The sequence below is a fragment of the Isoptericola sp. BMS4 genome, assembly GCF_011634835.1.
In the GTDB taxonomy this organism is placed as follows: Bacteria; Actinomycetota; Actinomycetes; order Actinomycetales; family Cellulomonadaceae; genus Isoptericola.
Window position 1 is genome coordinate 3,452,232 of record NZ_SIRP01000001.1, and the last position, 12,894, is coordinate 3,465,125.

At 73.7% G+C, this 12,894-nt stretch carries 13 protein-coding genes and 1 tRNA gene; 10 read left to right on the forward strand and 4 right to left on the reverse strand.

Going from position 1 to position 12,894, the window contains the following annotated elements; all coding sequences use genetic code 11:
• Positions 1–60: 60 nt before the first annotated feature.
• Positions 61–133: transfer RNA gene (locus EYB28_RS15580), tRNA-Arg, on the forward strand.
• Positions 134–252: 119 nt separating this feature from the next.
• Here the strand turns inward: EYB28_RS15580 and EYB28_RS15585 are convergent.
• Entirely contained in the window at positions 253–459 is a 207-nt protein-coding gene (locus tag EYB28_RS15585) for a hypothetical protein (protein WP_166849692.1), read from the reverse strand.
• Positions 460–675: 216 nt separating this feature from the next.
• Between EYB28_RS15585 and EYB28_RS15590 the strand changes: the two genes are divergently transcribed.
• From EYB28_RS15590 to EYB28_RS15620, 7 genes are all read left to right on the forward strand, one after another.
• Positions 676–1,209, forward strand: coding sequence for a hypothetical protein (locus EYB28_RS15590; protein ID WP_166849694.1), 534 nt, complete (start codon positions 676–678; stop codon positions 1,207–1,209).
• Between the two features lie 65 nt (positions 1,210–1,274).
• Positions 1,275–1,874 carry a hypothetical protein gene (locus EYB28_RS15595; protein ID WP_166849696.1) on the forward strand — a complete coding sequence of 200 codons (600 nt, stop codon included), beginning with the start codon at positions 1,275–1,277 and terminating at the stop codon, positions 1,872–1,874.
• Between the two features lie 41 nt (positions 1,875–1,915).
• Positions 1,916–2,407, forward strand: coding sequence for a hypothetical protein (locus EYB28_RS15600; RefSeq protein ID WP_166849698.1), 492 nt, complete (start codon positions 1,916–1,918; stop codon positions 2,405–2,407).
• Between the two features lie 130 nt (positions 2,408–2,537).
• A complete protein-coding gene (locus EYB28_RS15605) occupies positions 2,538–4,055 on the forward strand; it encodes an MmgE/PrpD family protein (protein WP_166849700.1) in 1,518 nt (505 codons plus the stop codon).
• Positions 4,056–4,065: 10 nt separating this feature from the next.
• A complete protein-coding gene (prpB, locus tag EYB28_RS15610) occupies positions 4,066–4,989 on the forward strand; it encodes a methylisocitrate lyase (RefSeq protein WP_166849702.1) in 924 nt (307 codons plus the stop codon).
• 67 nt (positions 4,990–5,056) lie between these two features.
• On the forward strand, positions 5,057–6,223 hold the full coding sequence (locus tag EYB28_RS15615; protein WP_166849704.1) for a bifunctional 2-methylcitrate synthase/citrate synthase: 1,167 nt from the start codon (positions 5,057–5,059) through the stop codon (positions 6,221–6,223).
• Positions 6,224–6,287: 64 nt separating this feature from the next.
• Positions 6,288–6,914, forward strand: coding sequence for a hypothetical protein (locus EYB28_RS15620; RefSeq protein ID WP_166849706.1), 627 nt, complete (start codon positions 6,288–6,290; stop codon positions 6,912–6,914).
• Positions 6,915–7,195: 281 nt separating this feature from the next.
• On the opposite strand, the gene EYB28_RS15625 is transcribed toward EYB28_RS15620, so the two are convergent.
• The 3 genes from EYB28_RS15625 to EYB28_RS15635 all read right to left on the reverse strand — a co-directional run bounded on the left by EYB28_RS15625 (position 7,196) and on the right by EYB28_RS15635 (position 10,634).
• A complete protein-coding gene (locus EYB28_RS15625; protein WP_240930588.1) occupies positions 7,196–7,873 on the reverse strand; it encodes a M15 family metallopeptidase in 678 nt (225 codons plus the stop codon).
• Positions 7,874–8,262: 389 nt separating this feature from the next.
• Positions 8,263–9,303, reverse strand: a complete 1,041-nt coding sequence (locus EYB28_RS15630; RefSeq protein WP_166849710.1) for a hemolysin family protein — start codon at positions 9,301–9,303, stop codon at positions 8,263–8,265.
• Positions 9,300–10,634 (reverse strand): hemolysin family protein, encoded by a 1,335-nt coding sequence (locus EYB28_RS15635; RefSeq protein ID WP_166849712.1) that lies wholly within the window; start codon positions 10,632–10,634, stop codon positions 9,300–9,302. The genes EYB28_RS15630 and EYB28_RS15635 overlap by 4 nt, the downstream gene beginning before the upstream one ends.
• A 206-nt stretch (positions 10,635–10,840) precedes the next feature.
• Between EYB28_RS15635 and EYB28_RS15640 the strand changes: the two genes are divergently transcribed.
• Complete coding sequence (locus EYB28_RS15640; protein WP_240930589.1) at positions 10,841–11,599, forward strand: response regulator transcription factor; 759 nt, start codon at positions 10,841–10,843, stop codon at positions 11,597–11,599.
• Between the two features lies 1 nt (position 11,600).
• The gene (locus EYB28_RS15645; RefSeq protein WP_166849714.1) at positions 11,601–12,710 is read left to right on the forward strand and encodes a cell wall metabolism sensor histidine kinase WalK; all 1,110 of its coding nucleotides are present in this window, start codon (positions 11,601–11,603) and stop codon (positions 12,708–12,710) included.
• Positions 12,711–12,894 lie beyond the last annotated feature (184 nt).

Genomic DNA, 12,894 nt, shown 5'->3' on the forward strand with positions numbered 1-12,894 from the left:
GTGCACCGTGCCGACGGCACCGGTCCCGGGCCGCGTTCCGGACCGACCGCGTCGGCGCCCGCGCCTGTAGCTCAGTGGATAGAGCGTCTGCCTCCGGAGCAGAAGGTCGGGGGTTCGAGTCCCTCCAGGCGCACCCACAGGAACAGGCCGTGACCAGCGCATATGCCGGTCACGGCCGGTTGCGTTCCCCCGCCCTGCCCCCTGTTCAGGGCTGCTGCCCTCACTGCCGGAGTGCACGACGCGCTCGTCGACCTACTCCGTCGCGACGGGTGCCTCAGCGGCCGCCTGTTCCTCCGGCCTGCTCCACACCTTCCGGACGACGTAGTCAAGCAACGCCAGCACGAGGAACACGAAGGTGAGGGCCTTCGGGTCCAGGCCCGGCGCCGCGACCGTGATGAGCCAGAGGAGCGCCGCGAGGACCAGCGTGTCCCTGTACGCCTTGGCCCGGCGAACAGCCACACCAGCGCGCCGACGGCGACGGCAGGCAGGAGCACCCATCTCGCGGTCGCCATCACGTGGCCGTTCTCGTCGAAGACTCGGCCACGGCGGCGCTCTCGAACGGCACGGGACCGTCGTACCACCCGGCGTGCCCCACCACCAGCGCACCAGGCCGCGCGCACCGTGTGTCTCCACGGCACAGCCGGTCACGACGGGGCGCCGCCCTACGGTGGTCTCGTGACGGCACACCGGTCATCGACGTCCAGATCGACCCGCACGCCTGCGACGGTGCTCGCGCGCCGCTCCCGGCGTGCCCTGCGGCTCGGGCCCGTCGTGGCGCTCGCGCTGACGGCAGCGGCGGGCTGCTCCGTCGTCGACGCCCTCGACCAGACGGCGTACTGCAGGCCCGGTGATCCGGTCGTGGCTCCACTGCGCGTCGCTCCCGGTGACGAGCTGGAGGTGGATGTCCCAGGGCGTGAGGACGGCGTGGACTGCGAGCCCCGCCTGCCCGACCGCGCGCGCTACGGGGTCTCGATCATGTCGGAGAAGCGTTCCGACGACCCGGACGAAGGGCACGTCTCGGCGGCCCTCGGGATGCTGGACCCGAACAGCGACGGAGACGCCCGGGGCACGGTCCGGGTTCCGGACGACTTCCCTGCCGGGGATGCGGAGGTCTTGGTCCGGCTCCAGTACGCCAAGACCCTCTGCGAGATCGACCCCAGCATGTCGTGCGCGAAGAACCCGTTCGCCACCATCGAGGTCACCGGCTGAGCGGCGCGGGACGGGGCCGGCAAGGACGCCCATCACGGAGCCCCCGGGGCCCGTAGCATCCCCGTATGAGCGAGCGCCCGGCCCGCACGACCTCGCCCGCAGGCGTGCGCGGCTATGCGGTGCGCGCCCTCGTTCCGCTCGTCGCCGTGGTGACGGCCGTGGCGGGCGTCGTGGTCTTCGGCGCCCTGGACTGGCTGGTCGCCGGGCTTGCGGCCGCCGCGACCTTCACGGCCCTCACGGTCGCGGCGGCGATCCCGGCAGTGCGGCTGAGCACGTACGAGCTGCGCCTCACCCACGACGCCGACGCCGGGACGCTCGACGTCGCCCGCCGGTCGTGGGCGGGGTCACGCACCACGCGCCTGGCGGTCGAGGACGTCGTGGCCTGGTACTACCTCGACAGCACGCAGGCGCTGACGATCGCGCGCCGGACGGGGCGGCCGCTGCGGTTCGTGCTGCACGTGCCCGCCACGTCGCGGGCCCACGGCGACTCGCCCGACCGCATGGTCGCCTGGCTCGCGGAGAGCCCGCTGGGATCCCGGCGCGACCTGGACCACGAGCGTGACGGGGACCGGCGAGCCCGCAGGCGCCTGGTCAGCGGGCTCGTGGTCGGGGTCCCCGTGCTCGGTGTCGCCCTGGCCGGAACGCTGCTGCTCGTGGCCGGTTGACGTCAGGAACGGCGACGCCCGGACGCCGGTACGGTCGGGACGTGCACCCGACCGAGTTCCGCGACTCCCGCCTCAAGGCCCTCGGACTCGCCGGCGTGTGCCTGGCCACCGGGGTCACGGCTGCCATCGCGCTCCTCGGCGGGCGGCCGGGGGTGTTCGGGACGGTCCTGCTCGTCACCCTCATCGTCGTCGCGACGACGTGCCTCGTCCCGCTCCTCCTCCGGGCCGCCCGTGCGCCCGGCGTCGCCCTGGCGCTCGACCCGGAGGGGTTCACCTACCGCGGGCTCCGCGTCGGCTGGCACGAGGTCACCGGACACACGACGCACCGCGTCTATCGCCGCGGGACCGTCGTCGTCGTGCACGTCGCGGACCCGGACGCGCTCGCGGCCCGCTGGCGGGCCGCCGGGCTGCACGCCGCCGAGCATTCGATCCGCACCTGGGGGACCCCTGTCGTGCTCGACACCGCCGGACTGGACGCGTCGCCGCGCCGCGTCGTGTCCGGCTTCGCCGAGCGCCGCCGTGTGGTGCCGTAGGCCGCCAGGGACAGGGGCCGGGTGCCCGGCCTGCGCTGGACCGCCCACGCGGCGGAGGGATACGTTCCTTGCGCAGCCCGACCCAGGGCGGCGACGACGCCACGCACCCCGGCGGAAGGACAGCCCGCGCATGATCGACCACACCGTCCGCACGTACGCCTCCGACGAGCCGCTCGCCCGCACGGACCAGCTCGCGTGGAAGATCGCCGACGTGGCGGCCGAGCAGATCGAGCCGACGCCCGAGGTCACGGACATGGTGATCAACCGGGTCATCGACAACGCCGCGGTGGCGACGGCGTCCCTCGGCCGGGCGCCGATCCTCGCGGCGCGGGCGCAGGCCGAGGCGCATCCGGTCTCCCGCGGCGGCGACGGGTCGACGGTGTTCGCCTCGCCGCACCGCACCAGCCCCGAGTGGGCGGCCTGGGCCAACGGGGTGGCGGTGCGCGAGCTGGACTACCACGACACCTTCCTCGCCGCGGACTACTCGCACCCGGGCGACAACATCCCGCCGGTCCTCGCCGTCGCCCAGCACCTGGGCCGCAGCGGGGCGGAGCTGCTGCGCGGGATCGTCACCGGCTACGAGATCCAGGTGGACCTGGTCAAGGGCATCTGCCTGCACGAGCACAAGATCGACCACGTGGCCCACCTCGGCCCCAGCGCGGCCGCCGGCATCGGCACGCTGCTCGGCCTGCCCGCGGAGACGATCTACCAGGCCGTCGGGCAGGCGCTGCACACGACGACGGCCACGCGGCAGTCCCGCAAGGGCGAGATCTCCACGTGGAAGGCCCACGCCCCGGCGTTCGCGGGCAAGATGGCCGTCGAGGCGGTGGACCGGGCCATGCGCGGCCAGACGTCCCCCAGCCCGATCTACGAGGGCTCGGACGGCGTCATCGCCTGGCTGCTGTCCGGCCCGGACGCCCGCTACACGGTGCCCCTGCCCGCCCACGGCGAGGACCGCACCGCCATCCTGGACACCTACACCAAGGAGCACTCGGCGGAGTACCAGGCGCAGGCGTGGATCGACCTCGCGCGCCGGCTCGGTACGGAGCGCCCGGAGCTGCGCGAGCCGAAGGCCGTGCGCTCGATCGTGCTGCACACCAGCCATCACACCCACCACGTGATCGGCTCGGGCTCGGGCGACCCGCAGAAGTACGACCCGACCGCCAGCCGCGAGACCCTCGACCACTCGATCCCCTACATCTTCACCGTCGCACTGCAGGACGGCGCCTGGGACCACGTGGCCAGCTACGCGCCCGAGCGCGCCGGGCGCCCCGACACGGTGGAGCTGTGGCGCAAGGTCACCACGGCCGAGGACCCCGAGTGGACCCGCCGGTACCACTCCACCGAGCCCTCCGAGAAGTCGTTCGGCGGCCGGGTGGAGATCGAGCTGGCCGACGGCGAGCGGGTAATCGACCAGATCGCCGTCGCCGACGCCCACCCCCTGGGCGCCCGCCCCTTCGGGCGCGAGCAGTACGTGGCCAAGTTCCGCGCCCTCGTCGACGGCGTGCTCGCCGACGCGGAGATCGACCGGTTCCTCGACGTCGCGCAGCGTCTGCCCGAGCTGACCGCCGACGAGCTCGCCGGGCTGACCGTCACGCCCCTGGCCGACCCGCTGTCCGGGAACGCCCCCGCCCCCGGGATCTTCTGAGAGGCCGGCGATGCTCTACTCGACGACGACCCCGGCGGCCAAGCGGGCCGCGTTCCGCGAGCGCCTGCGCTCGGACGGGCTGCTGCAGCTGCCCGGCGCCTTCAACCCCTTGGCCGCGCGCCTCGTCGCCGACAAGGGGTTCGACGGCGTGTACGTCTCGGGCGCGGTGGTCGCCGCCGACCTGGGGCTGCCCGACGTCGGGCTCACCACCTTGAGCGAGGTCGCGACGCGGTCGGGCCAGATCGCCCGCATGACCGACCTGCCGACCCTGGTCGACGCGGACACCGGCTTCGGCGAGGCCATGAACGTGGCCCGGACGGTGCAGGCGATGGAGGACGCCGGGGTGGCGGGACTGCACGTCGAGGACCAGGTGAACCCCAAGCGGTGCGGGCACCTCGACGGCAAGCAGGTGGTCGACGACGCCACGGCGCTGCAACGGGTGCGGGCGGCCGTCGCCGCCCGCCGCGACGAGAACCTGCTGATCATGGCGCGCACGGACATCCGCGCCGTCGCGGGGCTGGACGCGGCGATCGACCGGGCGAAGGCGCTCGTGGACGCCGGCGCGGACGCGATCTTCCCGGAGGCCATGTCCGACCTGACCGAGTTCGAGGCGGTCGCGAACGCCGTGGACGTGCCCGTGCTGGCCAACATGACCGAGTTCGGCAAGTCCGAGCTGTTCACGGCGCGGCAGCTCTCCGACGCCGGCGTCGCCATGGTGATCTACCCGGTCTCGCTGCTGCGGGTCGCGATGGGCGCCGCAGAGCGCGCCCTCGACACGCTGCGCGCCGAGGGCACGCTCGCCGCCGAGGTGCCGGGCATGCAGACACGGGCGAGGCTGTACGAGCTCGTGGACTACGCGGGGTACGGCACGTTCGACGCCGGCGTGTACGACTTCTCCCTCGAGAACCACCACCACACCGACCCGATCCTCTGACCGACCGACCCGTCCGACGTCGTCCGTCACCGTCCGTCACCGTCCGACATGGCGCGAAGGAGCAACCATGACCCCGCAGACGCCCTCCACCGACGAGCCCGAGGTCCGCAAGGGGCTCGCCGGCGTCGTCGCCGACGTCACCGCCATCTCCAAGGTCGACCCGGAGACGAACTCGCTGCTCTACCGCGGCTACCCCGTGCAGGACCTCGCGGACACCCAGTCGTTCGAGGCCGTCGCCTGGCTGCTGTGGCGCGGCGAGCTGCCGACGCCGGAGGAGCTGTCCGTGCTGCGGACCACCGAGCGGGCGCACCGCGCCCTGCCCGACGACGTCCGCGCGGCGATCGACCTGCTCCCCGACGACGCCCACCCCATGGACGAGGTACGCACCGCCGTGAGCGTCGTCGGCGCGCGCGAGGTCGCCGGCCTGTCGGCGCTCGAGTCGGCCGACGGCCCGGAGCAGACGCTCGCGCGCAGCGTGCGGCTCTTCGCCGTCCTGCCCGCCGTCGTGGCGTACGGCCAGCGCCGCCGGCACGGCCTCGCACCCGTGCCCCCGCGCGACGACCTGGACTACGCCGCGAACTTTCTCTGGATGACGTTCGGCAGCGACCCCGACCCGGTGGTCGTCGACGCCTTCAACCGCTCGATGATCCTGTACGCGGAGCACTCCTTCAACGCGTCCACCTTCACGGCGCGGATCATCACGTCCACGCTGGCCGACGTGCACTCGGCCGTGGTCGGGGCGATCGCCGCGCTGAAGGGCCCGCTGCACGGCGGCGCGAACGAGGCCGTGATGGACACCCTGGCCGAGATCGGCTCGGCCGAGAAGGTGGGGCCGTGGCTCGACGAGGCCCTCGCCGCTAAGCGCAAGATCATGGGCTTCGGGCACCGGGTGTACTACCGGGGCGACTCGCGCGTGCCCACGATGAAGGCGGCGCTGGACTCGCTCGTCGCCCACTACGACCGCCCGGAGCTCGCCGCCCTGTACGAGGAGCTCGAGTCGCAGTTCGTCGACCGCAAGGGGATCTACCCGAACCTCGACTATCCGTCGGGCCCCGCGTACCACCTCATGGGGTTCGACACGCCGACGTTCACGCCGCTGTTCGTGGCGGCCCGCGTGACGGGGTGGACGGCGCACGTCGCGGAGCAGCAGGCCGCGAACTCGCTCATCCGGCCGCTGTCGGCGTACGTGGGTCCCGCGCGGCGCGAGGTGCCGCGCGACGAGAGCTCCTCGTGAGCACGGCTGACCGGCGCTGAGCAGGCGCGCCCCGGCACACCGGCGGCGGACTAGGCTCGACGGCATGTCTGCCGACTACTCCGACTTCGAGTTCGAGCGCCGGTTCCTGGTGCGGGACCTGCCCGAGCCCCTGCGCGACGCGCCGTCGCTCATCGTGCAGTCGTACTACCTGGCCGACGGCGGCTACGCGCTGCGGGTGCGGGTGCAGGCCACCGGCGTCGAGGCGCGGCTCGCGCCGGACAGCGACGCGCGCGAGGTGCTCGACTACTACCGCTCGCAGGTCGACTTCGCGGCGGTCACGGTCAAGGGACCGTCGGCGGGCGGCACGCGGTACGAGGCCGAGCGGCAGCTGGACCCGCTGGTCGGCGTCGAGCTGGTGCGCCGCGGCGGCGCCCAGGTGCTGAAGACCCGCTACGCGGCGTGGCTGGGGGCGGACGGCTGGTCGATCGACGTCTTCGGCGGCACCAACCACCCGCTGATCGTGGCCGAGTGCGAGCGCTCCGGCCCGGTCACCGACCTGCAGATCCCGGACTTCTGCGTCACCGAGCTCACCGACGACCGCCGGTTCTCCAACGAGTCCCTGGCCTTCGACCCCTACCGCGGCTGGGCGGCGTCCTACGCGGCCGAGCTCGCGACGGCCGGCCCCCACTTCCGCGACGACTTCGGCGGCAACACGACCATCACGACCTGACCGGCGGCCTCCGCGCCGTCGCCACCGACCGACCAGGGTGCCGAGGAGCTCGACCGCGATGTCCGATGAAGCAGGCGGGCCGCGGACGAGGGCAGATGCGGAGACCGGCCGATCCTCGTCGCGAGGTTGGCGGGCCTGGCGGAGGCACGAGCGGGAGATGCACGAGAGCGGGAGGGTCGTATCTCTCCCGAAGTGGAGCGCCCCCCCGGGGCGCGTGAACGCGACCGCGCGAAGGACCCGGACCTCCCCGCGGGCCGCGACCAAGGACCACGAGCAGCAGCTCAGTGCCAGTACGAGACCTCTTCGACCCCGGGCCGGTACTCGAAGTGCCAGGGCTCGTAGTTGCCCATGCCGCCGCGCTGGGCCCACGGCGGGTTCTCCCACCCGTAGGCGGGCCCGTTCTCCCAGAGCCACCCGTAGACCTCGCTGGAGCTGTACTCCTTGCCGCACAGGTCGATGGCCAGCCCCCAGCCGTGCATGGAGGTGCCGGGCGTGGCGGCGAGGTACCCGCGGCTCGCCTTCACGGCGTACTGGGAGTCCAGCGACCGGTAGCTGTCCACGAGGCACAGGTCGCGGCCGAACCGCGCACGGAAGGCCTCGTTGAGCGCGCTGAGCGCGACGGCGGCGTCGGCGCGGAGCTCCTCGCCGGACTGCCAGAGGTCGCACCGGGAGTGGTCGGCGAGGCGGCCGTTGGTGCCGTCGATGGGCGCGTCGGGGTCGCAGTCGGGCAGCGGCCCGCGTTCGGAGGACCGGCTGGCGGCGGACGCCTCGACGCGGGCGTCGCGGGGGGCGGCGGCGATGGACTCGGAGGTGCGGGGGGTGTCCACCCCGGCACGCAGCAGCGCGAGGGTGGACGGCCCGCTGGACGCGGTGTCGAGGTCGAACGGGGAGGCCTCGTCGCCCTGGGCGTCGGTGGTCAGCGGCACGGCGATGGTCGCCGCGGCGAGGGAGCCGAGCACGGCGACCCGGGTGACCCACGCGGGTGCGGGGGGTGCGGAGTGCCGGCCACCCTGCCGGGAGGAGGAGCGCGGGGCGGGCCCGGCGGCCGTCGTCGTCCGTCGACGGGGTTTCTTGCCGGACCTCGCGAGCTCTGCCTCGCGGAGTGCCCGGCGCGAGGGGAGCTCGGACGGGTCACCGTGCGCCGTCGACTGCACCACACCTCCGTGTCGTCGTCGTGCGGCCGCCCCGGCCGCACGGTTCTCCCCGTGCTTGAGCTGTCCGGACCGGTCGTGGCGCCGTCTGCGCAGCGGTGACCGATCCTGTCACGGCACCATAACGGTGACGGACGCCACGGCCAAGCCCGGTTCGCCGATTTTGCGCGAATCGTGGCCCTGGCGCCCCTCGGCCGCTACCGCCGCCGCTGCATGGCGTCGCGCACCTCCCCCACGAGCTCTTCGAGGATGTCCTCGAGGAACACGACGCCGCGCACGCCGTCGGCGTCCTCGACGCGGGCGACGTGGGCGCCGGAGCGCTGCATCGCGCGCAGGGCGTCCTCCACCTCGTCGTGCGGGCGCACCGACGCGAGCGCGCGGACGCGCCAGGAGGGCACCGGCTCCGCGCGGTCCCCGTTGCTCGCGTACAGCACGTCCTTGAGGTGCAGGTAGCCGAGGAACGGTCCGTCGCCGTCGGCGCGGACCGGGAACCTGCTGAAGCCGGTGCGGGCCACCAGGTGCTCGACGTCGTCGGGCGTGACGCCGGGGGCGACGGTCACGAGGTCCTCGGGCGGGACCATGACGTCGGCGGCGGTGCGCTCGGAGAACTCGATGGCGCCCGTGAGCAGGCCCTGCTCGTCGTGCAGCACGCCCTCCGCCTGCGAGTGCTCGACGATGGAGGCCACCTCCTCGGCGGTGAAGGCCGAGGCGACCTCGTCGCGGGGCTCGACGCCGGTCAGCCTGACCGCGTGGTTCGCGATCCAGTTCAGCACGGCGATGACGGGACGGACCACGCGCGCCACCAGCACCAGGGGCGGGGCGAACCACAGCGCCGCGGCCTCAGGGCCGGCGACCGCGAGGTTCTTGGGGACCATCTCCCCCAGCACGACGTGCAGGTATACGACGACGGCGAGCGCGATGACGAGCGCGACGGGGTGCACGAGCTGCTCCGGCAGGCCCAGGGCCGCGAACGGCGGCTCCAGCAGGTGTGCGAGCGCGGGCTCCGCGACGATGCCGAGGCCGGTGGAGCAGACGGTCACACCGAGCTGCGCGCACGCGAGCATGAGGGAGACGTGCTCCATGGCCCACAGGACGGTCTGGGCCCGCCGCTCCCCCGCCTCGGCCCGTGGCTCGATGGAGGACCGCCGGGCGGAGATGACGGCGAACTCGGCGCCGACGAAGAAGGCGTTGCCGGCCAGGAGCAGCAGGCCGATCAGCAGGGCGGTGGCGTTGCTCATCGCGCCACCTCCGTGACCCGGACCCGCTCGACGCGACGGGAGTCCATCGCCTCGACGCGCAGCCGCACGTCGTCGACCTCGACCTCGTCGCCCACGACGGGCAGGCGGCCGAGCACCGACATCACGAGGCCGCCCAGCGTCTCGTAGGCCGGCCCCTCGGGCACGACGACACCGGTGCGCTCGGTGAGCTCGTCGGGCCGCAGCACGCCGGGCACGACCCACGAGCCGTCCGCCCCGCGCACCGCACCGGCGCGGCGGGGGTCGTGCTCGTCGGCGACGTCGCCGACGAGCTCCTCGACGACGTCCTCGAGCGTCACGATGCCGGACGTCCCGCCGTACTCGTCGACGACGACCGCCATCTGCAGCCCGAGGCCGCGCAGCTCGACCAGCAGCGGGCCCAGCCGCACGGTCTCCGGGACGCGGGGCGCGTCGACCATGAGCGCCGCCGCGGGGACCTCCGCGCGGCGCTCGTACGGGACGCCGACGGCCCGGCGAAGGTGGACCAGCCCGACGACGTCGTCCCGGTCGTCCCCGATGACGGGGAACCGGGAGTGCCCGGTGCGGCGCGCGAGCGCCATGACGTCCTCGGCGGTGGTGTCCCGCTCGACGACGGCCATGCGCAGGCGGTCGGTCATGACGTCGCGCGCCGCCAGCTCGTCGAGCTGGAGCGAGTTCGCCAGGAGGGTCGCCACGGACTGCTCGAGCGTGCCCTCCTCGGCGGATCGCCGCACCAGGGACGCGAGCTCGGAGGCCGAGCGGGCGCCGGAGAGCTCCTCGCGCGGCTCGACGCCCATGCGGCGCAGCAGCGCGTTCGCCGAGCCGTTCAGCACGGTGATCAGGGGGCGGAACAGCAGCGTGAAGACGCGCTGCACCGGGACGGCGAGCCGTGCCGTGGCGTGCGGCGCGGACAGCGCGAAGTTCTTGGGGATCAGCTCGCCGAAGAGCATCGAGAAGGCGTTGACGACCACGAGGGCGAGCACGACGGCGAGGGCCCCGGCGACGCCCTGCCCGAGCGGGCTGCCCGCGAACGCGTCGGAGAACAACGACAGGAGCGCCGGCTGGGCGGTGTAGCCCAGGAGGATGGTGGTGACGGTGATGCCGACCTGCGCCGAGCTCAGCTCGGTGGACAGGTGCTTCAGCCCGGCACGGACGGAACGGTCCCGGCGATCGGGGCCCCGCCCGCCGCCGGGCCCCGGACTGTCACCCTCCTCGTCGTCGGCGCCGAGCACCGCGGGGTCGAGCGTCACCAGGGAGAACTCGCTCGCGACGAAGACGGCCGTCCCGGCGGTGAGCACGACGCCGAGCGCGAGCATGGCGACGTCGCCTAGCATGTGCGCTCCCGCAGGTCGGCGCCGGTGCGACCGGCGGACGGCGGTTCCGGCACCGGGCCGGCGGGTCTGCTCTCGTCCAGGTCGTCTGGAGGCTCTGTCGGCAGCTCTGTGTGCATGGTGCCCTCGATGGTATCGGGGCGCCCCGGGCGCGGCGCGGACAGCGTGTACACAGCGCACTACCAGTCTCGGCGTGCAAGATGGAGTCCATGACCACCGCGACCCCTCCGAGCAGCCCGGGCGGCGGCCCGACGAGCCCGAGCCCGTCGGGACAGCCGAACGCCACCGTGCTCGTCGTCGAGGACGAGCCCGCGATCGCCGCCGCCATCGCGCAACGACTCTCCGCCGAGGGGTGGCGCGTCGAGGTCGCGCGCGACGGCCTCGCCGGGGTCGACGCGGCCACCCGGCTGCAGCCGGACGCCATCGTCCTGGACGTCATGCTGCCGGGCATCGACGGCCTCGAGGTGACCCGGCGCATCCAGGCCGAGACCCCGATCCCGATCCTCATGCTCACGGCACGCGACGACGAGACCGACATGCTGGTCGGCCTCGGCGTGGGCGCGGACGACTACATGACCAAGCCGTTCTCGATGCGCGAGCTCGTCGCCCGCGTCAAGGCGCTGCTGCGACGCGTCGAGCGCGCGGCCCAGGCCGCCGCCACGGTCCCCGCCGACCCGCCGATGACGATGGGCGACGTGTCCATCGACCGCGCCCAGCGGCGCGTGCACCGCGGCGGTGAGGAGGTGCACCTCACGCCGACCGAGTTCGAGCTGCTGGTCATGCTCGCGAGCGCCCCCAAGACCGTGCAGACCCGCGAGAAGCTCCTCGCCGAGGTGTGGGACTGGGCGGACGCCAGCGGGACCCGGACTGTCGACTCGCACATCAAGGCGCTGCGCCGCAAGCTCGGGCCCGACCTCATCCGCACCGTGCACGGTGTCGGGTACGCCTTCGAACCGCCGGCGGACTGACGTGCCGTCCGCGCCGTCCGGCGGCGCCTCCCACCACCACCGGCTGCCGGACGTCCGGCCGCTCGACCCGCTGCGGTCGCTCAAGACCAAGCTCGGCGTGCTCGTGGTCGCGACGGTCGTGTTCGCGGTGCTGGTCACGTGGCTCGGCCTGCGCAACCAGCTCGGCCCGAGCCGGACCCTGCCGCTGGCCATCGCCCTGTCCCTGATCATCACGCAGGTGCTGGCCCGGGGCATGACCTCCCCGCTGCGCGACATGACCGCCGCCGTGCAGGCGATGGCCGCCGGCGACTACTCGATCCGGGTGCGGGCCACGAGCCGCGACGAGGTGGGTCAGCTGGCCGAGGCCTTCAACGTCATGGCGGCCGACCTGGACGCGTCCGACCGGGTACGCCGAGAGCTCATCGCCAACGTGTCGCACGAGCTGCGCACGCCGGTGGCGGCGCTGCAGGCGCAGCTGGAGAACATGGTCGACGGCGTCACGGAGCCGACGCCCGCCGCGCTGGAGCTGTCGCTCGAGCAGACCGAGCGGCTCACCCGGCTCGTCACGTACCTGCTCGACCTGTCGCGGGTCGAGGCCGGGGCGTCCGCGCTGGTCCTCGACGAGTTCTCGGTGGGCGACTTCCTCGAGGAGACCGCCCAGGCCATGTCGATGGTGGACGCCGCGAAGGGCCTGAGCTACGTCGTGGACGTCACTCCGCCGGACCTCGTGCTCGAGGCCGACATCGAGCGGCTGCGGCAGGTCGTGACGAACCTGCTGCAGAACGCCATCCGGCACTCCCCGCACGGCGGCACCGTGCGCCTGGACGCCTACCCCGTGGACGACGACGTGGTGCTCGAGGTCAGCGACGAGGGCCCCGGGATCGCCCCGGAGGACCGCGACCGCGTCTTCGAGCGGTTCACCCGGACTCCGAGCGCGACCCGTCAGCCCAGCACGACCGGCGGTACGGGCATCGGCCTGGCGATCGTGCGCTGGGCGGTCGACCTGCACGGCGGGCACGTCGAGGTGGCGGACACCGCGCGCGGCGCCACGATGCGGGTGACGCTGCCCGCCCGTGCGCGCCCGGCGCCCGGGGTGTCGACCGACCCCGGGAACACCCGGGACGTCTCGTGATCTTGGTCACACCGGTCTGCCGGGGTTCCTTCTCGATGGGGCGGGCATGACGCGGCTCGACGCATTGCACGAGCCGTCGGGACACACCGTTGCCCGGTCCATTACCGCCGGGGGGTCGCGGCCCCCGGGCGCCCTCGCAGCGGCCCGATTCCGCCGTTCCGGTGCCGTGAGAGCGTCGCGCCGA

What these genes read in the sequence shown, in the direction of transcription:
- EYB28_RS15595 (WP_166849696.1), top strand. Translation starts at nt 1,275, where the DNA reads ATGAGCGAGCGCCCGGCCCGCACGACCTCGCCCGCAGGCGTGCGCGGC.
- EYB28_RS15605 (WP_166849700.1), top strand. Translation starts at nt 2,538, where the DNA reads ATGATCGACCACACCGTCCGCACGTACGCCTCCGACGAGCCGCTCGCC.
- prpB (WP_166849702.1), top strand. Translation starts at nt 4,066, where the DNA reads ATGCTCTACTCGACGACGACCCCGGCGGCCAAGCGGGCCGCGTTCCGC.
- EYB28_RS15615 (WP_166849704.1), top strand. Translation starts at nt 5,057, where the DNA reads ATGACCCCGCAGACGCCCTCCACCGACGAGCCCGAGGTCCGCAAGGGG.
- EYB28_RS15620 (WP_166849706.1), top strand. Translation starts at nt 6,288, where the DNA reads ATGTCTGCCGACTACTCCGACTTCGAGTTCGAGCGCCGGTTCCTGGTG.
- EYB28_RS15630 (WP_166849710.1), bottom strand. Translation starts at nt 9,303, where the DNA reads ATGAGCAACGCCACCGCCCTGCTGATCGGCCTGCTGCTCCTGGCCGGC.
- EYB28_RS15635 (WP_166849712.1), bottom strand. Translation starts at nt 10,634, where the DNA reads ATGCTAGGCGACGTCGCCATGCTCGCGCTCGGCGTCGTGCTCACCGCC.
- EYB28_RS15640 (WP_240930589.1), top strand. Translation starts at nt 10,841, where the DNA reads ATGACCACCGCGACCCCTCCGAGCAGCCCGGGCGGCGGCCCGACGAGC.